This window comes from Flavobacterium sp. W22_SRS_FK3 (assembly GCF_052113665.1).
In the GTDB taxonomy this organism is placed as follows: domain Bacteria; phylum Bacteroidota; class Bacteroidia; order Flavobacteriales; family Flavobacteriaceae; genus Flavobacterium.
In genome coordinates this window covers 16,426-35,766 of sequence record NZ_JBGQOF010000012.1, presented here as the reverse complement: position 1 = coordinate 35,766, position 19,341 = coordinate 16,426, and the positions used below count along the sequence as shown (strand labels likewise).

The window sequence follows — 19,341 nt, the reverse complement described above, 5'->3', positions numbered from 1 at the left end:
GAATGATATAGATTTTTGGAGAGACGTATTTGGCAGTTTAAATCCAATAGATACTTTTTAACGTAGATAATTTAAGCATTAAAAAAAACAGCCATGACAAAAAAAATACTTACAGCAATCTCACTTTTCCTACTACTTGCTATTTCGGTTTATCTCTACAGCTACAAAGGGCACCGGGATATCGAATCGGAAACTGCAGATTATGTAGTGACCGTTTACGAACTCGAAAAAGAATTTGCTTCGAATGACAGTCTGGCTTACATCAAATATCAGGACAAAACAATTGAATTAACGGCACAAGTAACCACTATTGATAGTGCCAGTAATGGAATTGTTATTGGCGAAAAAATATTTGCAACATTCAAAGATTCTTTACCAAGAGATATCACATCCGGTAAAATGCTAAAAATCAAAGGACGTTTTTTAGGATATGATGAACTGTTGCGGGAATTTAAAATAGATCAATCTTCAGTAGTACACTAAAAAACAAATAACAATTTAAAACTAACCTCATGAAAAAGCTCATTCTATTATTATTTTTATTTCCACTACTAACCTATTCCCAGGAAGACTTATTATCCGGAGTAGAGACGCCTGTTACAAAAGAAAAGGTGACATCTGCATTTAAAGCATTGAAGATTGTTAACCTCGAATCTACAAAACTGGCGGCAAAAGGAGATTTGTATTTTGTTGTTGCGCATCGGTTTGGTTCTGTAAAAGATGGCTTCGAAGGCTTCTACGGACTGGATAATGCCAATACTCAAATAAAATTCATATACGGATTAACCAACGGACTTAATATAAGCGCTGCCCGAAGTGAGTTTGCTTATGACTTTGCAACAAAATACACTTTGCTTCCTCAAATAAAAGACGGATTTCCAGTTGCTATTGCCGGCTTTAATAGTTTGTCTATTAACAACACACTAAAAGAAAGTCTGTATCCTAAACTTCAATTTAAAAACAGGCTTACTTATGTAGCACAACTCTTAATTTCCAGAAAGTTTTCTGAAAAGCTCTCTTTAGAAGTCGTTCCAACATTTTTTCATGAAAATTTTGTTGAAAATGTGGATCAAAGCAATTCACAATATGCAGTTGGTTTTGGGGGAAGGTATAAGTTTTCTAAACGCTGGTCATTAAATGTTGATTATGCAGCACACTTAAACAGAAGTCCAACTTCTCTTTATAAAAATCCATTATCTGTAGGTTTTGATTTAGAAACCGGTGGACACGTTTTTCAAATGCATTTTACCAGTTCTCAGGGAATTGATGAGGCAGGATATCTTGGCAGAACAACTGGTGACTGGACAAAAGGCGATGTTTTTTTTGGATTTAATCTTGCAAGAGTATTCTAATAGTTTCTTGAGTAAAACATAAAGATACCACGTCTATAATGTTTTAGTTATTTAAAACAATTCTAAACTGATCTTTTTGTCCATATAAATAAAACCAAGGTAAAAAAGCAACCGTATATAGTTTTTAAATCAAATTATTTTAAAAATTATGAAAACGAACAAAATAATAAAAAAAGCACTTTGGACGGGACTAATAATTACTGGGTTATTTTTTGCCATTCTTGTTTTTCACATTATTACGGCTAAGCCTGCTGTTTATGAGAGTCCGAATCTGCAAGTAAGCCGAATAGATTTTAAAGCAAATATAGATTCTCTTCAGGCCAAGCAAATATGTTCTGATTTAAGATCTATTAAAGGATTGACATCAGATTCTATTATTGTTAAAAGAAATGTAGTTGTGTATTTCCACAATAATAAAATCACTAATTCTGAAAAAGTATATAACCAATTAATGGCAAAAAGACATTACGAAGCCAAGCGTTACATTTTACCTACAAATTTAGCAAACAAAGAAGTTTGTCCTGTCAATCAAAATAGTTTGAGTTACAAACTATCTCAAAAAGTAAATCAATTTTTTAATTAACCCTTTAAATATTATTATTATGAAAATTTATTCTAAAATTACACTTAGTGTATTACTACTTTCATCGGCTGCTTTTACTTCCTGCAGTAATGATGATGATCCGGCACCAGAAGTAAAAGCTTCTATTTATACACGTTTAGGCGGTACGACTATGGTTGCTGATCCAGATAATTCAGGACAAATGATTGAACAAGGACGTTTATCATTTCGTAAAGTTGTAAACTCAACTATAGGGCTTATTGTTGCAGATGTTCAATCGAATGCATCTGGAAACTTATCAGCGCATTTCGCTCCACTTTTGGCAGAAACAGGCAATACCCAAGCTACTAATATTGCTAAATTATCAGATAATCTTACTGACTTCTTTTCGTTCAATACGGGAGGGACTAATGCTGTAAATACGTATTCTGGTTTGAACATGGTAGCAGCACATAATCCTGCAACAAATCCTCGTATGGGAACAAAAGCAAGTAGTGCGGATTATACAAAATTTGAAGGTTACGTAGGCGCTGCAGCCAATGCAAATGGTGTTGCTTCAAACACAGAACTTTACACTGATATTGTTGCTGTTTTAGAATCATTGAGAACGCCGATTGTTCAAAAATAATTTTCTTCTAAAAACGCTGCCTGTTTCAGGTAGCGTTTTTATTTAAAAAGTCTGCTTTTTTAATCCACAAAATCTTAGCAGCGATGTGAAAATGAATCATTTATAAAAAATAATTTCATTTTAAGACCCCATAGCGATATTTTTCGCTAATCATTTTTAAGCAAAAACAAGGTTTTTATTTAGAACAAGTATATATAACAAGTTATTGAATGCTTGATTTCATTATAAAAGGCAGAAAATACGATTTAAAATTGCCAATTTGAATCAATTTGTCCAGTAGCGATATAAAAAGTACCTCTAGCGTTGTTTTTATAAATTAGTTAATAATAATTTTGTTGAACTTTTTAAGGAAAGTATAATATGGAAAATTTTAATATGTCCAAAACTACCACTTTTTACGCTTTAGGTTTAAGTTATAAAAAAGCAGATGCCACAATTAGAGGAAAATTTAGTTTAGATACTAAAGCACAATCTGATTTGCTGATACAAGCCAAAACAGAAGGTATAGAATCATTGATTGTTACTTCAACGTGCAACAGAACTGAAATTTATGGTTTTGCCAATCATCCATATGAATTAATCAAATTACTTTGCGACAACAGCAACGGATCTGTAGAAGAATTTAGGGAAGTTGCGTATATATATAAAAATCAGGAGGCAATTAACCACATGTTCCGTGTAGGAACAGGTTTAGACAGTCAGATTTTGGGTGATTTCGAAATCATCAGCCAAATTAAAATTGCTTTTAATAACAGTAAATTAGAGGGTCTGATAAATACATTCCTTGATCGTTTGGTTAACTCGGTTATTCAGGCAAGCAAAAAAATCAAAACAGATACTGAAATTTCTTCTGGTGCAACATCTGTTTCGTTTGCATCAGTTCAATATATTATTCGAAATGTAGAAAATGTTGGAAATAAAAATATTCTATTATTCGGAACCGGAAAAATAGGCAGAAATACGTGTGAAAATTTAGTAAAACATACTAAAAATGGCCATATTACGCTTATAAACAGAACAAAAAACAAAGCTGAAAAATTAGCTGGAAAATTAAATGTTATTGTAAAAGATTACGCCAATTTACAAGAAGAAATTCAACAAGCTGATGTTCTCGTCGTAGCCACAGGAGCAAAAAACCCTACTATCGACAAAACATTACTGAATTTAAAGAAACCTTTATTGATTTTGGATTTATCAATTCCAAGAAATGTAAATCCGGATGTAGAACAAATACCGGGTGTAACTTTAATACATTTGGATTATCTGTCTCAAATTACAGATGATACTCTGGAAAGAAGAAAACAGCATATTCCTGCTGCCGAAGCTATTATCGAGGATATGAAATTAGAATTGAATACCTGGATAAATGGTCGAAAATATGCTCCAACTATTCATGCTCTAAAAGCAAAACTAAACGATATTGTAGCAAACGAATTAGCTTTTCAAAAAAAGAAAACAATCAATTTTGATGAAGTACAGGCTGATTTAATCAGTTCCAGAATTATTCAAAAGATAACAAATCACTTTGCAAGCCACTTAAAAAATGAAAACACTTCATTAGATGAAAGTATTGAGTTCATTGAAAAAGTATTCCAAATTGGACAGCTTGCACCAAAAAATACGCCTTCACCAGTCGAAGAAAAATACAAAATCAATCTCTCATAAATAGTTTAAAAAAGAATGTTCCTTATTTTCTAGGATTTCAAAAATAATATGGTTCAAAAAGTTATTAGAATAGGAACGCGCGATAGCGAATTGGCACTATGGCAAGCACATACTGTCGAAAAAAAATTAAACGATTTAGGATATAAAACAGAGATTGTTGCCGTAAAATCTACAGGTGATATTATTCTTGACAAACCTCTTTACGAACTTGGCATTACCGGAATTTTTACTAAAACCTTAGATGTAGCCATGATTAAAGGTGATTGCGATATTGCGGTTCACTCCATGAAAGATGTACCTACAGCTTTACCAAAAGGAATTGTGCAGGCTGCCGTTTTAGAAAGAGCAAATGTTTTAGATCTTTTGGTTCATAAAAGTAATCCTGATTTTGACAAGCCAAGTACAATTGCAACAGGCAGTTTACGTCGTCAGGCAATGTGGCTAAATAAATACCCAAATCATACTGTAGTGGATTTACGAGGAAACGTGAATACTCGCATGCAAAAATTACAAGACAACAACTGGGATGGAGCTGTTTTTGCTGCCGCAGGATTGGAACGCATCAACCTGAAACCTGAAAATTACATCAATTTAGACTGGATGATTCCTGCACCTGCACAAGGAGCAATGCTTGTTGTCGCAATGGAAAATGACAATTATACTTTAGATGCACTTTCACAATTAAATCATATTGAAACTGAAATTTGTACTTATATCGAGCGTCAGTTTTTGAGAACTTTAGAAGGTGGCTGTACTGCGCCAATTGGAGCTTTAGTAAGATATAATGAAGACGAAGACACTTTGCATTTTCAAGGTATTTTACTTTCTGTTGATGGAAAACAAAAACTGGAAATCAATAAAACTGTTGATATTAGTGAATGGAAAAAGTTAGGATTTCATTCTGCTCAGGAAATCTTAAACAATGGCGGAGCTCAATTGATGACATCAATTAAAGAAACCCTGAAAAAATAATGTCAAAATCAATTCAAATATTATCTACTAAAATACTTTCGAATAGTCAAAAGCAAGAATTTGTAAAAGCCAATATTGAAGTAATCGAATCTGATTTTATTCAAACTCAAAGTAAATCTTTCGAACTTAAAGACCTCAACCTAAATCTGATTTTCACAAGTCAGAATGCTGTTCATAGCGTTTTATCAAATCCAAATGCGGAAGAGCTTAAAAGTAAAAACGTTTTTTGCGTTGGATTAAAAACTAAGATTCTCCTTTCTGAAAATGGTTTCGATGTAGTTGCTTATACAGGCTACGCTTCAGATTTAGCTGAAATCATCACTTTGATTTACCGCAATGAAAGCTTTACTTTTTTCAGTGGAAATCTTCGCAGAGAAACGTTGCCAAAAGCTTTAAAAGATGCCGAAGTAAAATTCAATGAAATTCAGGTTTACGATACATCATTAACACCTCAGAAAATAAAAACTGCAGTTGATGCAATTCTATTTTTCAGTCCATCTGGTGTTGAAAGTTATCTGAAAGACAACACCATCAAAAAAGAAACATGCTTTTGCATTGGAGAAACCACTGCCGAGGCTTTACATAAAATTACCAAAAACATTATTATTGCAGATCAGCCAACGGTTGAAGATGTGATTGAAGATGTGATCACTGAGTTCAGCAATACGCTTTAAGCCTTAGGCAATAAGCAAAAAATTAATACAGCTATAGGCTTTAAGCAATAAGCCATAAGCAAAAAAAAGTATAGTTAAACATAGCTTAAAGCCTAAAGCTTAAAGCCTAAAGCAACAAAAAAAATGTTAAAAAACGACCTATTTTTACGCGCCTTAAAAGGAGAAACTGTTCAACGCCCACCCGTATGGATGATGCGTCAAGCTGGAAGATATTTACCGGAATTCAGGGCTTTGCGTGATAAATATGATTTTTTCACCAGATGTGAAACTCCTGAATTAGCGGCAGAAATCACTGTTCAGCCTATACGCAGAATTGCTCCGGATGCTGCTATTTTATTCTCAGATATTTTGGTTGTGCCTCGTGCCATGGGAATTCACGTAGAACTGAAAGACAACTTAGGTCCAATTATTCCGGATCCCATTCGTACTATGGAACAGGTAAACCAGGTTTTTGTTCCGGATGTTAATGAAACTTTAGGATACGTTTTTGACGCTATAAAATTGACTAAAGAAATGCTGAACGATGAGGTTCCACTTATTGGTTTTGCTGGTTCTCCATGGACCATTTTTTGCTACGCTGTTGAAGGAAAAGGATCTAAAAGTTTTGACACTGCAAAAGGATTCTGTTTTTCAAACCCGGTTGCAGCACACTCTTTATTACAAAAAATTACAGACACCACTATTTTATACTTAAAAGAAAAAGTAAAATCGGGAGTTAATGCCGTTCAGATTTTTGATTCCTGGGGCGGAATGCTTTCTCCGGTTGATTATCAGGAATTCTCATGGAAATACATCAATCAAATCGTTGACGCCTTAGCTGAGGTTACTCCGGTTATTGTTTTCGGAAAAGGATGTTGGTTTGCATTGAACGAAATGGGCAAAAGTAAAGCTTCTGCGCTTGGTGTAGACTGGACTTGTTCTGCCAGAAATGCACGTTACTTGTCTGGTGGAAATGTTACTTTACAAGGGAATTTTGATCCGTCAAGATTGCTTTCTCCAATTCCAACCATCAAGAAAATGGTTCACGAAATGATCGACGAATTTGGAAAAGATAAATATATTGTAAATTTAGGTCACGGAATTTTACCAAATATTCCTGTAGATCATGCAAAAGCGTTTATTGACGCTGTGAAGGAATACGGAGTAAAATAGTTAATAGTTTGTGGTTGATAGTTGTTGGAAACTCATAACTATCAACCAAAAACTGTCAACCAAAAACTAATATAAATGCTCAACAAAGGCCTTAGAGACGAAGAAAGCATCAGAATAGAAAACACGCTTCGAACTTTGCACGCGCTTGTTTTTGTGCCAAGATTTTGGAACGCTGAAGATATAAGCCTTGTAGATGAGCAACTGAAGGGTTTTGGTTTAAGTTTAGAACGAACAATTGAAATTCCAGAAGAAGAATTAATTATTCTGCTTCAAAAATATCATTTAGATTGGAATCAGCAAGAGCAGTTTGCCGATATTTTGGTCAGATTATCTCAAGAAAAACAATTTGATTTCTTAGGTAAAGCACTTGCTATTTACCAATACGTCCAGCGAGAAAGCAAAGTTTTCTCCTTTGGAATAAATGCCAAAATCGCATCGGCCAAAAACAAAAAAAAATGAGTTTTACAGATTGGAAAATAGACCGAATTGAACATGTTCTCACTGAAGAATTTTTCAAACTAATTGACAAGAATAGAAATCATATTGAAAAAACTTTTCCGGTAACGTTAGCCAATTCTGATTCTTTAAAAAAAGCAGAAGATTTTCTGGCAATTAGTCTTAACAAAGAAAAAAACAGTGAAGGGTTTTATTTTTATGCTAGAGAAATCAAAACCAATCACTTAATTAGTTATTTAACTGTAAAGACTATTGATTATCGCATTTCTAAATGTGAATTAGGTTATTTTGTTGATGAAGAGTATCAGGGAAAAGGAATCACATCAAAAATGGTTTCAACTGCACTTGAATTTTGTTTCAAAGAATTGATGCTTAACAAAGTTTTTATCTGCACATCAGAAATTAATTTGGCAAGCCAAAGAATTGCATTAAAACATAACTTCAAACAAGAAGGAATTTTACGAGACGAATTCAGAAATGGTGACGGCGAATTGCAAAACACTGTTTATTTTGGATTGCTTAAATCAGAATATAATACTCATGAAAGATAAATTTTACACTTACATACAACAATTACAAGACCAAATCTGTGCCGGATTAGAAGCTGTTGACGGAACTGCAAAATTTCGTGAAGATCTTTGGAAACGTCCAGAAGGCGGCGGCGGAAGAACGCGCGTTATTGAAAATGGAAATGTTTTCGAAAAAGGAGGTGTCAACATTTCGGCCGTTAACGGAAAATTACCGGAAGCCATGCAGAAAATGTTTGGCGTTGGCGAAGCTGATTTCTTTGCCTGCGGATTAAGTTTGGTTTTACACCCTAAAAATCCAATGACACCAACGGTTCATGCGAATTGGCGCTATTTTGAAATGTACGATGAACATGGAAAAGTGATCGAACAATGGTTTGGCGGCGGACAGGATTTAACGCCGTATTATTTGTTTGAAGAAGATGCAACTCACTTTCATCAAACTTGTAAAACGGCTTGCGACAAACATAACCCGGAGTTTTATCCAAAATATAAAAAACAATGTGATACCTATTTTTGGAATGCTCATAGAAATGAAGCCCGCGGAATTGGCGGTTTATTTTTTGATTATTGCAAAGCAAATGAGTCAATGTCAATGGAAGATTGGTTCAATTTCGTTTCTGAAGTTGGGAATAGTTTCTTAGAAGCCTATGTTCCGATTGTAGAAAAAAGAAAGAATTTAGAATATACTCCGGAAAACAGAAACTGGCAGGAAATCCGTCGTGGACGTTATGTCGAGTTCAATTTGGTTCATGATAAAGGCACCTTATTCGGCTTAAGAACCAACGGAAGAATCGAAAGTATTTTAATGAGCCTTCCTCCGCACGTACAATGGGTTTATGATCATCATGCAGAACCTGGAAGTGAAGAAGAAAAATTAGTAAATGTGTTAGAAAATCCCCGGGAATGGATCTAAAAATTAAACACAATATTCATTTAACTTCTTTGTAATCATAAATTTAAATTGTAATTTAATCTATAATTCAGTCTAATTTAAATAGTATGAAAAATAGAGAAATGAACATGGCACAATTAGATCGCATGCATTCCGGAAAAGGATTTATCGCCGCATTAGACCAAAGTGGCGGAAGTACTCCAAAAGCATTAGCACAATACGGTGTTCTGGAAAGCAGTTTCACGAATGATGATGAAATGTACACCCTTGTACATGAAATGAGAACCCGAATTATTAAGAGTCCTGCTTTTGAAAGCAACTCTATTTTGGGTGCGATTTTGTTTGAAAACACTATGGATCGCAAAATCGACGGACAATGGACGGGCGATTATTTGTGGGAAAAGAAAAATATCGTTCCGTTTTTAAAAGTCGACAAAGGACTTGCAGATCTTGCCAATGGCGTGCAATTGATGAAGCCCATTTCCAATTTAGAGGAATTGTTGACACGAGCTGTAGAGCGAAACATTTTTGGAACCAAAATGCGCTCTGTTATTAAAGAAGCAAATGCCGAAGGAATCCGTAGAGTTGTAGAACAACAATTTACAGTTGGTAAACAAATTTTCGAAAAAGGACTTGTTCCCATCATTGAACCGGAAGTTGATATTTATAGCGTTGACAAAGAAAAGTCTGAAGAAATACTAAAAGAAGAAATCAAGAAGCAGCTTAATTTATTGGATAAAGATGTAAAAGTGATGCTGAAACTCTCTATTCCTACTGTAAATGACTTTTACAAGGAATTAATCTCAGATCCGCATGTCGTACGTGTTGTGGCATTGTCCGGAGGATATACTGAAAAAGAGGCCAATCATAAGCTTTCACAAAACCATGGATTGATTGCAAGTTTCTCAAGAGCATTGTCTGAGGGGCTTTCTGCTGGTCAAACTAATGATCAATTTAACAGCAAGCTTGATAAAACAATCAGAGAAATTTACGATGCCTCAATCACATAAAATATAGAATAACTTCAGGATAAAAACTGAAACATGAAACTTTAAACAAGAAAATATGTTCCCATTACAAAGAAACCGCCGTTTAAGAACCAATGACTCCATTCGTTCATTAGTTCGTGAAACTAGTTTAAGTCCACAAGATTTTATGCTTCCAATGTTTGTTGCCGAAGGAAAAGATGTAAAAGTCGCTATTCCGTCAATGCCTGGAATTTATCGCCATTCATTGGATCACACCATTAAAGAAGTAAAAGAAGCCTGGAATCTTGGAATCAAAGCGGTGAATATTTATGTCAAAGTGAGTGATAATCTTAAAGACAATAAAGGAGTTGAAGCCTGGAATAAAGACGGCTTAATGCAGCAAACTATCCGCGCTATTAAAGACGCTGTTCCTGAAATGATTGTAATGCCGGATGTGGCTTTAGACCCCTATTCAATTTATGGACATGACGGAATTATAGAAAACGGTCAATTGATTAATGATGCTACAGTGGATGCTTTAACCCGAATGAGTTTAAGTCATGCCGAGGCCGGAGCCGATTTTGTAGCACCAAGCGACATGATGGACGGAAGAGTATTAGCTATAAGAAAAGCTTTAGAAGAAAACGGATATCATAATGTAGGTATTATGAGTTACAGTGCTAAATATGCATCTGCATTCTACGGACCCTTTCGCGATGCATTGGATTCCGCTCCGGTAGATTCTCAAAATATCCCTAAAGATAAAAAAACGTATCAGATGGATTATGCCAATCGAATTGAAGGAATTCGTGAAGCATTATTGGATGTTGAAGAAGGAGCTGACATTGTAATGGTAAAACCCGGTATGGCGTATTTAGACATTGTCCGTGAGGTAAAAAATGCCGTTCACGTACCGGTTGCGGTTTACCAGGTATCTGGTGAGTACGCTATGGTAAAGGCCGCAGCAGAAAAAGGATGGCTCGATCATGATAAAATTATGATAGAGCAACTTTATTGCATTAAGCGTGCAGGAGCAAGTATTATCTCTACTTATTTTGCGAAAGAAGCTGCTGTAATTTTAAATAAGTAAATAATGAAAAAGACTTTATTTTTAATGGCAGTTCTCTTTGGTAATTTACTTACTGCTCAAGATTTAGTGAATGAAACTTTTGTAGAAAAATGGGATAACTCTAAAACATATATTTTGGATATTCTAAAAGTGATGCCAGAAGAAAAGCTCGATTATAAGCCTACCCAAAGAGAAATGAGTTTTAAAGATCAAATATTTCATATATTAGATAATATGGCTTGGTTGAGTACTACTTATTTTACAAATGAAAAACACATTAAAAAAGACCATTCTTCGATTGTTCGAAAAGAAGATATTCTAAAAGAAATTGAAAATTCATTTGATAATACAAAAAAGATAATTGAAGCCAACAAAGGAATTGATTTAAGTCAAAAAGTAGATTTTTTTGCCGGACAGAAAACAAAACTTCAAATTCTGAATTTATTGCAAGATCATGTTACACATCATCGTGGACAATTAATAGTTTATTTAAATTTAAACCAAATTCAACCTCCCAAGTATGTTGGTTGGTAAATCAATTATGAAAAAAATAGTATTCTTAGCAACAGTTTTAGCTTTTGTTTCTTGTAAAAAAGAAAGCAAGGAACCTTTTGAAAAAACTACAGAAAGTACAGAAGCTTATTCTGAGGGAGAATCAGCAGAAACCAAAACACCAGAAGAACTAGGTAAATCGATTTTTGAAGGAAAAGGTAATTGTACTTCTTGTCATCAGCCTGATCAAAAAATAATTGGTCCAAGTATTCAGGAAATCGCCAAAATTTACAAAGATAAAAATGCTGATATCGTTACTTTTTTAAAAGGAAATGGTGAACCAATCGTTGATCCGGATCAGTTTGCTATTATGAAAACCAATTTTCCGGTTACACAGTCAATGTCAAATGAAGAATTAAAAGCAATTGAAACTTATATCTACGGTCATTTGAAATAATAAATATCACATTTCATTTATATTCAAAATAGATCTTAAAATAAAACGGCGCTACAACAGCGCCGTTTTTACCTTTATAAAAGATTACCAGATTTTAACCCTTTTTTCAGGTTCTACATACATAGCATCTCCCTTTTTGATTTTGAAAGCTTCATAAAAAGCATCCAAATTCTGAATTGGCACTATCGCCCTGTACATTCCCGGAGAATGTGGATCTGTTTTAACCTGACTTTTGATAGCCTCATCTCTGGATTTTGTTCTCCAAACTGTAGCCCAGGAAATAAAGAAACGCTGTTCCGGAGTAAATCCGTCAATTAAACCTGGATTTCCTTTTTCTTTCAGATACAATTGCAAACCGTCATAAGCAGCATTTGTACCTCCTAAGTCTCCAATATTTTCTCCAAGAGTAAATTTACCGTCTACATGAATTCCTGGTAAAGGCTCTAATGCGCTGTATTGTGCTGCAAGGTCTCCTCCAAGAGCAGTAAATTGTTTTAAATCATCAGCTGTCCACCAGTCAACCAGGTTTCCGTCTGCGTTGTAGCGTGCTCCTGAGTCATCAAATCCATGAGAAATTTCATGACCTATTACAGCTCCAATTCCACCATAATTTACAGCTTCATCAGCCTGATAATTATAGAAAGGCGGTTGTAAAATAGCAGCAGGAAAAACAATCTCATTATAAGATGGGTTGAAATAAGCATTAACAGTCTGCGGAGACATTCCCCATTCCGTTTTATCTACTGGCTTACCTAATTTAGCCAGATTTTCTGAATAAGCCCATTTTGATAAGCTTTTCATATTATCAAAATAAGTCCCACCTTCAGAAACATTTTTAAGTTCCAAAGCCGAATAATCTTTCCATTTATCCGGATATCCGATTTTGACTGTCAGTTTATTTAACTTTTCAATAGCTTTAGTCTTCGTTTCTGATGACATCCATGGTAAAGCATTAATTCTGTTTTCATAAGCCCGCATTACGTTTGCAATCATATTTTTAGCTTTTTCCTTAGCTTCAGCAGGAAACAATTTCTCCACATAAAGTTTTCCCAATGCTTCTCCGGTAGCTCCATTAATAACCTGTAAAGCCATTTCTTCACGTGGACGCTGTTTCAAAGCTCCTGTCAATGTTTTTCCGTAGAAATCAAAATTTGCATTTTCGATATCAGTGCTCAAAGTAGAAGCTGCTCTGTTCAACACTGACCATTTTAGGTATTCTTTCCATGCTTCAACTTTCTTTTCAGTAAACGTCTTTTCAAGGGCTGTCATATAACGCGGCTGTGCAACATTTACCGTATCTAATTTTGTCATTCCGATACCTGCAAAATATTTCTCCCATTGAATCGAAGGTGTATTCTTTTTCAAATCTGCAACAGCTGTAGGATTATATTGTTTTCTGCGGTCTCTTCTTTCAACACGATCCAGCCTTGGAGCTGACATTTCTATTTCTAAAGCCAGGATCTGTTTAGCACTTTCTTTTGCTTTTGCAGGAGATTCTCCAATAAATTGCAACATCCTTGCAACGTGAACTTCGTATTTTTCACGTTTTTCTTTAGAATCTTTATCGTCAGAATTGTAGTAATCTTTATCAGATAATCCTAAACCTCCGGGACTTAGGGTAACGGAATTTTTATTACTGTTTTTAGAGTCAGCTCCAACATGTACTCCAAAGAAACCAATACCTCCCTGAGGCTGCATTTCAATTAATAAATTTTCAAGATCCGTCACGTTTTTAATAGCGTCGATTTTCTTTAGATAAGGCTTAAGAGGTGTAATACCCCTTTTATTTCTCCCTACAGTATCTAAAATAGTGTTGAACAAAGCAATTGCCTTACCCTGATCTGTATTTGATTTATATTTTGGATCTTTTGAAGCTTCTTTTAAAATTGCCAAAGCATCATTATCTGTTTTTTGACGTAATTCATTAAAACTTCCCCATGAATTTCTATCATTAGGAATTTCAGTCTGGTCTAACCAGGTTCCGTTAACATATTGAAAGAAATCCTGACCTGGACTAATTTCTTTATTCATAAAAGAAACATTAATACCTGGTTCTTTTGTTGTATTTTGTGCCTGAACTACGGTTATTGAAACCATTGCAGAAAAGGCATAAAACATTGAATTAGTAAGCTGTTTTATCATTTTTATTTAATCTTTAAGTGTATCTGCAAACATATCGCTAATATTTATAATTTTTTGTTAATTTTTAAAATTATAAACACTCTTTTTAAAGTTAATTATTTGGTTAAAAGCAAAGTTCTATTTGCCTTATAAAAAGTGCTTTTTGTACTTTTGCATCAAATCATGTTTATGAAATCTTTATTATATAAATATCGAAAATTCCTTATTGCTTTAAGTGTGTTTTCAGTCATTACAATTTCGCTGTTTTATTTTGCTTTAAAACCTCAAAAAAATTTACCTGTTTACAATCCGGCTGATGTAAATCCTGAATTGGTTGACAGTACGGTACAATACAAAAGTAAATATCATACGATTGCTGATTTCTCATTTGTAAATCAAAATGGAGATACGATTACGCAAAAAAATTACGAAGGAAAAATTTATGTAGCCGATTTTTTCTTCACCACCTGTGGATCTATCTGTCCGAAAATGACAACTAACCTTGAAGAAGTTCAAAAAGCAGTTCTCAATAATCCAAAAGTAATGTTGCTTTCTCATACTGTTTTTCCAGAAGTAGACAGTATTCCGGTTTTAAAAGCATATGCGATAAAGCATGGAGTTGTTGACAGTAAATGGAACTTGGTCACTGGTGATAAAAAAGAAATTTACACGATGGCCCGAAAATCATATTTGGCTGTAAAACTGGGAAGACCGGATCAGCTTTATGACATGGTACACACAGAGAATTTTGTTTTGGTAGACCAAAAACGTCGGGTTCGCGGATTTTATGATGGAACTGATAAACAAGAAATCAAACGACTTCTGGAAGACATCAATTTCTTATCGCAAGAGTAAAAATCGACTTATTTAAGTAAATTTTTGCACAATCAAAACGGTTAAATACCTTTAAATAAAGAATTATTACCTACTTTTGCAATCTAAATTCAATCTAAATAAGCTTGCAAAATACAATCCATACCCTCAAAAAAGGCGAAAAAGCCATTATCAAAGATTTTGATATCGATCTTATTCCTTTAAAATTATTAGAAATGGGTTGTTTGCCAGGCAACTTAGTTGAATTACTTCAAATTGCTCCTTTTGGAGATCCCTTATATTTAGACATTAATGGTTCGCATGTGGCGATTCGTGTTGAAACTGCTCGTGAAATTGAAGTTGAACTTATGAAAACCAATTTATAATGAGCGTTCAAAATATTAATGTTGCCCTTATAGGAAATCCAAATACAGGAAAAACCTCTGTTTTTAATCAGCTGACAGGTTTAAATCAACAAGTTGGAAATTATCCCGGAATTACGGTTGAGAAAAAAATAGGTTTCTGTAAACTGCCTCATAACATCAAAGCCAACATTCTGGATTTACCGGGAACGTATAGTTTGAACGCCAGTTCAATAGACGAAAGCGTTGTGATTGAACTTTTGCTCAACAAAAACGACAAATTATATCCGGATGTCGCAGTAGTGGTAACAGATGTTGAAAATCTGAAACGAAATTTGCTGATTTACACCCAAATAAAAGACCTTGAAATTCCGACGATTTTAGTCATTAATATGTCTGATCGCATGGCAAGTAAAGGTATAACACTAGATATTCCTTATTTAGAAGAAAAACTACAAACTAAAATTGCATTAGTAAGTTCCCGAAAAGGATTGGGTATTGAGGAATTGAAAGAACTAATTGTTTCTTATAAAACCATTTCGCATACACCTTGTTTAAATGCATCGGTTATTGACAATCAGTATTTTGAAAAACTTCAAAGAGCATTTCCTAATCAGTTATTATACAAATTATGGCTGGTCATTACTCAGGATGTGAATTTTTTAAATTTAGACAGAAATGAAATCCGAAGCACTTTTACCAAATCACATTCAGAATTAAAGCGTTTGCAACAAAAAGAAACCATCAAAAGATATCAGTTTATAAATGATGTTTTAAAAGAGGGTTTACAAGTTGATGCTTCGATGGCAAAAGATTTCAGAGCTAAACTGGATCGTGTTTTAACGCATAAATTTTGGGGTTATTTCATTTTTCTGGGAATACTGTTTGTCATTTTTCAATCTATTTTTAGCTGGTCAACAATCCCTATGGATTTTATTGACAGCACTTTTGCTTCATTAAGCAGCTGGGTTGCCGAAGAACTACCCAGCGGTATTTTAACCGATTTACTTTCGCAGGGAATTATTCCTGGAATTGGCGGGATTTTGATTTTCATTCCGCAAATTGCATTCTTGTTCTTATTTATTTCTATTTTGGAGGAAAGCGGATACATGAGTCGTGTTGTTTTCCTGATGGATAAAATCATGCGAAAATTTGGGCTTTCGGGAAAAAGCGTTGTCCCTTTAATTTCAGGAACTGCCTGTGCGATTCCGGCAATTATGGCAACCCGAAATATCGAAAACTGGAAAGAACGTTTAATTACCATTTTGGTAACACCGTTTACTACTTGTTCAGCAAGACTACCGGTTTATGCCATTATCATTTCGTTGGTTATTCCTAATAAACGAGTTCTTGGAATATTAAATCTTCAGGGATTGTCCTTGATGTTATTGTATTTGTTAGGATTTGGAACTGCAATTTTATCTGCTTACATTTTAAATAAAATTTTAAAATTTAATACCAAAACGTATTTCGTAGTTGAAATGCCTGGGTATAAATTACCTCTTTTAAAGAACGTTGGAATTAATGTTGTCGAAAAAACAAAAGCATTTATTGTTGGCGCAGGTAAAATTATCCTTGCGATATCTGTTATTTTATGGTTTTTGGCTTCATACGGTCCCGGAAAAGATTTTAACGAAGCCGAAACTATTGTAAAAGAAAGATTTGCAAATAAACCGCTTAATGAAGTTGAATTTGAAAACGAAGTAGCTTCTCAAAAATTAGAGAATTCCTATATCGGAATTATGGGCAAAGCAATTGAACCTGCAATTCATCCTTTGGGTTATGACTGGAAAATTGGCATTGCAATTATCAGTTCTTTTGCTGCACGTGAAGTATTTGTGGGAACATTAGCCACAATTTACAGTGTTGGAGACAGTGATAATGAAACAACAATAAAAACCAAAATGCAGAAAGAAGTAAATCCTCAAACAGGAGAAAAGATTTTTAATTTTGCGTCAGGAATTTCATTATTGTTATTTTATGCTTTCGCCATGCAGTGTGCCAGTACGCTTGCTGTTACCAAAAAAGAAACAAATTCCTGGAAATGGCCCGCTATGCAGTTAGTGTTAATGAGCGGACTTGCTTATTTCGTAGCACTTTTGGCTTATCAACTTTTAAAATAAACGATCATGGTACAAGAAATTATTGCATTCGTCATTTTATTTATTGCCATTGGTTTTTTGATCAAAAAGTTTTTTTGGAAATCTAAAAAGAAAAAAGACTGCGGGGATGGTAATTGCGGATGTTCTTAGAGAAAAAATTCTAAGATCCTCAGCATTAAAGAAAGTAATTTCTCAGAGAACACTAAAGTCACAAAGCTTCACAGAGTTTTAATTCTTTGTGAAGCCTTTTAACTAGCCTTTGTAAAAGAGAAGAACTATTTAACACCCTCCCACTCTGCATAAAACTGCGCCAAAAACATTTCCATAAAACGATGTCTTTCAGCCGCAATTTGTTTTCCTGTTTCGGTATTCATTTTATCTTTTAAGAGTAAAAGCTTTTCATAAAAATGATTTAGGGTTGGCGCATTATTGTTTTTGTATTCTTCTTTGGTCATATTAGTTATTGGAGCTATTTCAGGATTATATAAAGCTCTGTTTTTAAATCCGCCATAATTGAACGCTCTTGCAACTCCGATTGCCCCTATGGCGTCTAAACGATCTGCGTCCTGAACGATATCCAATTCTATAGAGGAAAACTTCTTTTCGAAATTTCCGCCTTTATAAGAGATGTTTTCAATAATATTTACCACATGTTCAATAATTTTTTCAGAAACATTCTCTGATTCCAGAAACAAACGCGCAGTTTTGGGCCCGATAGTTTCATCCCCATTATGAAATTTACTGTCTGCAATATCATGAAGCAAAGCTCCAAGTTGAACAACCGTAAGATCACAATCAATATCTTTGGCAATCAAAAGAGCATTTTTATGAACTCGTTCTATGTGAAACCAATCGTGTCCGCCTTCAGCATTATTCAATTTTTCTTTTACGAATGTGATTGTTTTATTAATAGAATCTGTAGTTTGCATAACCTAATTTATTAAAAAATGTTGATTATCAAAGTTTTAAAAACCTCGCTAATCAACATTTGATTTGTTATTATTACTAAATGCAACTAAGTTGCTTTTTTTAAAATTTAAAGTCTCGCTGGTTCAACCCATTTAAAAATATGAGATTCCTGTGGAATAACTATTCTCTCAGAGATTCTTGCCATACGTGCTGGTAATTTCATTAAGTAATCACGAGCTTTTTCGGCTTCATCTGTTAGATTAGAAATTTTGTCAATTTCCCATTTATCAATTAATTTCTGCATAATGTCTACATAATCATTGGCAGTATAAACCCCGATACGTTGTGCAGAATCAGAAAATTGCTCAAAAGCAGTACTGATTTTTTGACCAGATTCTCTTAAGAAATGTGCAGGCATAACGATTTTTTGCTTCATCATATATTGAAACGCCAACATCATTTCGCTTGGATCTACAGCAAAAATACGAGTCACAAATTCACTATAGGCATGGTGATGACGCATTTCGTCTCCTGCAATCATTTTGCACATTTTAGACAACTTGTTATCGCCAAATTTCTTCGCCATTTGAGCTACTCTATTGTGCGAAACATACGTTGCTAATTCCTGAAAACTGGTGTATACAAAATTTTTATATGGGTCAGATCCAGTTCCAATATCAAAACCGTCGTTAATCAAGTGCTGTGTTGTCATTTCGATTTCACGCATGTTCACACGACCAGACAAATACAAGTATTTATTTAGCAAATCTCCGTGGCGGTTTTCTTCTCCAGTCCATTGACGGATCCATTTTGACCAACCATTTCCACCGTTTTCAATTTGATTTATGCCTTCAACATCCATTAACCAGGATTCATAAGTTGGTAAAGCTTCTTCGGTGATAGTGTCACCTACTAAAGTTACCCAGAAATCATATGGTAGTTCTTTGGCAATTTCGCGTAATTCTCTAACCTCCTCGAAGAAATTATCTCCTTCAGAATTAGGCAGAAAATCTGACGGCTGCCAAATTTTTTCTACTGGAATTAAATACTGTTCTACGAAGCTATCCACGTTTTTTTCTAAAAACTGCATTACTTCTAATCTAATGTTTTTTATAGACATTACTTATTTAAGATTGGGATTTCTGTTTCAGAACAATTTCTAAAA

22 protein-coding genes are annotated in these 19,341 nt (G+C 34.3%); 19 read left to right on the top strand and 3 right to left on the bottom strand.

Features of this window, described 5'->3' with window-relative positions; all coding sequences use genetic code 11:
• The first annotated feature begins 93 nt into the window (after positions 1–93).
• The 15 genes from ACEN2I_RS13060 (at position 94) to ACEN2I_RS12990 (ending at position 11,869) form a co-directional block, all read left to right on the top strand.
• Positions 94–483 carry a hypothetical protein gene (locus tag ACEN2I_RS13060; protein WP_441766541.1) on the top strand — a complete coding sequence of 130 codons (390 nt, stop codon included), beginning with the start codon at positions 94–96 and terminating at the stop codon, positions 481–483.
• 29 nt (positions 484–512) lie between these two features.
• Entirely contained in the window at positions 513–1,352 is an 840-nt protein-coding gene (locus tag ACEN2I_RS13055; protein WP_441766540.1) for a DUF5777 family beta-barrel protein, read from the top strand.
• A gap of 148 nt (positions 1,353–1,500) precedes the next feature.
• Complete coding sequence (locus ACEN2I_RS13050; protein WP_441766539.1) at positions 1,501–1,935, top strand: hypothetical protein; 435 nt, start codon at positions 1,501–1,503, stop codon at positions 1,933–1,935.
• A 19-nt stretch (positions 1,936–1,954) separates the two neighbouring features.
• Positions 1,955–2,542, top strand: coding sequence for a hypothetical protein (locus tag ACEN2I_RS13045; protein WP_441766538.1), 588 nt, complete (start codon positions 1,955–1,957; stop codon positions 2,540–2,542).
• A 360-nt stretch (positions 2,543–2,902) separates the two neighbouring features.
• The gene (gene hemA / locus ACEN2I_RS13040) at positions 2,903–4,207 is read left to right on the top strand and encodes a glutamyl-tRNA reductase (protein WP_441766537.1); all 1,305 of its coding nucleotides are present in this window, start codon (positions 2,903–2,905) and stop codon (positions 4,205–4,207) included.
• A gap of 48 nt (positions 4,208–4,255) precedes the next feature.
• Positions 4,256–5,179 carry a hydroxymethylbilane synthase gene (gene hemC, locus ACEN2I_RS13035; protein WP_441766536.1) on the top strand — a complete coding sequence of 308 codons (924 nt, stop codon included), beginning with the start codon at positions 4,256–4,258 and terminating at the stop codon, positions 5,177–5,179.
• On the top strand, positions 5,179–5,853 hold the full coding sequence (locus ACEN2I_RS13030; protein ID WP_441766535.1) for a uroporphyrinogen-III synthase: 675 nt from the start codon (positions 5,179–5,181) through the stop codon (positions 5,851–5,853). The genes hemC and ACEN2I_RS13030 overlap by 1 nt, the downstream gene beginning before the upstream one ends.
• A 123-nt stretch (positions 5,854–5,976) precedes the next feature.
• Positions 5,977–7,005 carry a uroporphyrinogen decarboxylase gene (gene hemE / locus ACEN2I_RS13025; RefSeq protein ID WP_441766534.1) on the top strand — a complete coding sequence of 343 codons (1,029 nt, stop codon included), beginning with the start codon at positions 5,977–5,979 and terminating at the stop codon, positions 7,003–7,005.
• Between the two features lie 75 nt (positions 7,006–7,080).
• Positions 7,081–7,464 (top strand): hypothetical protein, encoded by a 384-nt coding sequence (locus tag ACEN2I_RS13020; protein WP_441766533.1) that lies wholly within the window; start codon positions 7,081–7,083, stop codon positions 7,462–7,464.
• Positions 7,461–8,012: a GNAT family N-acetyltransferase gene (locus ACEN2I_RS13015; protein WP_441766532.1), complete on the top strand. Its 552-nt coding sequence runs from the start codon at positions 7,461–7,463 to the stop codon at positions 8,010–8,012. The genes ACEN2I_RS13020 and ACEN2I_RS13015 overlap by 4 nt, the downstream gene beginning before the upstream one ends.
• Positions 8,002–8,904, top strand: coding sequence for an oxygen-dependent coproporphyrinogen oxidase (gene hemF, locus ACEN2I_RS13010; RefSeq protein WP_441766531.1), 903 nt, complete (start codon positions 8,002–8,004; stop codon positions 8,902–8,904). Before ACEN2I_RS13015 ends, hemF begins: the two co-directional genes overlap by 11 nt.
• Before the next feature lie 101 nt (positions 8,905–9,005).
• On the top strand, positions 9,006–9,893 hold the full coding sequence (locus ACEN2I_RS13005; protein WP_441766642.1) for a fructose bisphosphate aldolase: 888 nt from the start codon (positions 9,006–9,008) through the stop codon (positions 9,891–9,893).
• Positions 9,894–9,948: 55 nt separating this feature from the next.
• Positions 9,949–10,941: a porphobilinogen synthase gene (gene hemB / locus ACEN2I_RS13000; RefSeq protein ID WP_441766530.1), complete on the top strand. Its 993-nt coding sequence runs from the start codon at positions 9,949–9,951 to the stop codon at positions 10,939–10,941.
• Positions 10,942–10,944: 3 nt separating this feature from the next.
• On the top strand, positions 10,945–11,454 hold the full coding sequence (locus tag ACEN2I_RS12995; protein ID WP_441766529.1) for a DinB family protein: 510 nt from the start codon (positions 10,945–10,947) through the stop codon (positions 11,452–11,454).
• Between the two features lie 7 nt (positions 11,455–11,461).
• Complete coding sequence (locus tag ACEN2I_RS12990) at positions 11,462–11,869, top strand: c-type cytochrome (RefSeq protein ID WP_441766528.1); 408 nt, start codon at positions 11,462–11,464, stop codon at positions 11,867–11,869.
• 84 nt (positions 11,870–11,953) lie between these two features.
• Here ACEN2I_RS12990 and ACEN2I_RS12985 read toward each other — a convergent pair whose 3' ends face one another.
• Positions 11,954–14,011 carry a M13 family metallopeptidase gene (locus ACEN2I_RS12985; protein ID WP_441766527.1) on the bottom strand — a complete coding sequence of 686 codons (2,058 nt, stop codon included), beginning with the start codon at positions 14,009–14,011 and terminating at the stop codon, positions 11,954–11,956.
• Positions 14,012–14,179: 168 nt separating this feature from the next.
• On the opposite strand from ACEN2I_RS12985, the gene ACEN2I_RS12980 reads away from it, so the two are divergent.
• The 4 genes from ACEN2I_RS12980 to ACEN2I_RS12965 all read left to right on the top strand — a co-directional run bounded on the left by ACEN2I_RS12980 (position 14,180) and on the right by ACEN2I_RS12965 (position 17,417).
• The gene (locus ACEN2I_RS12980) at positions 14,180–14,845 is read left to right on the top strand and encodes an SCO family protein (protein ID WP_441766526.1); all 666 of its coding nucleotides are present in this window, start codon (positions 14,180–14,182) and stop codon (positions 14,843–14,845) included.
• A gap of 104 nt (positions 14,846–14,949) precedes the next feature.
• The gene (locus tag ACEN2I_RS12975; RefSeq protein WP_441766525.1) at positions 14,950–15,189 is read left to right on the top strand and encodes a FeoA family protein; all 240 of its coding nucleotides are present in this window, start codon (positions 14,950–14,952) and stop codon (positions 15,187–15,189) included.
• Complete coding sequence (feoB, locus tag ACEN2I_RS12970) at positions 15,189–17,288, top strand: ferrous iron transport protein B (RefSeq protein ID WP_441766524.1); 2,100 nt, start codon at positions 15,189–15,191, stop codon at positions 17,286–17,288. Before ACEN2I_RS12975 ends, feoB begins: the two co-directional genes overlap by 1 nt.
• Before the next feature lie 6 nt (positions 17,289–17,294).
• Complete coding sequence (locus tag ACEN2I_RS12965) at positions 17,295–17,417, top strand: FeoB-associated Cys-rich membrane protein (protein WP_393046336.1); 123 nt, start codon at positions 17,295–17,297, stop codon at positions 17,415–17,417.
• Positions 17,418–17,542: 125 nt separating this feature from the next.
• On the opposite strand, the gene ACEN2I_RS12960 is transcribed toward ACEN2I_RS12965, so the two are convergent.
• Together ACEN2I_RS12960 and ACEN2I_RS12955 are read right to left on the bottom strand one after the other, a co-directional pair.
• Positions 17,543–18,196 (bottom strand): HD domain-containing protein, encoded by a 654-nt coding sequence (locus ACEN2I_RS12960; RefSeq protein ID WP_441766523.1) that lies wholly within the window; start codon positions 18,194–18,196, stop codon positions 17,543–17,545.
• A 107-nt stretch (positions 18,197–18,303) separates the two neighbouring features.
• Positions 18,304–19,296, bottom strand: a complete 993-nt coding sequence (locus ACEN2I_RS12955) for an acyl-ACP desaturase (RefSeq protein ID WP_441766522.1) — start codon at positions 19,294–19,296, stop codon at positions 18,304–18,306.
• Positions 19,297–19,341: the final 45 nt, after the last annotated feature.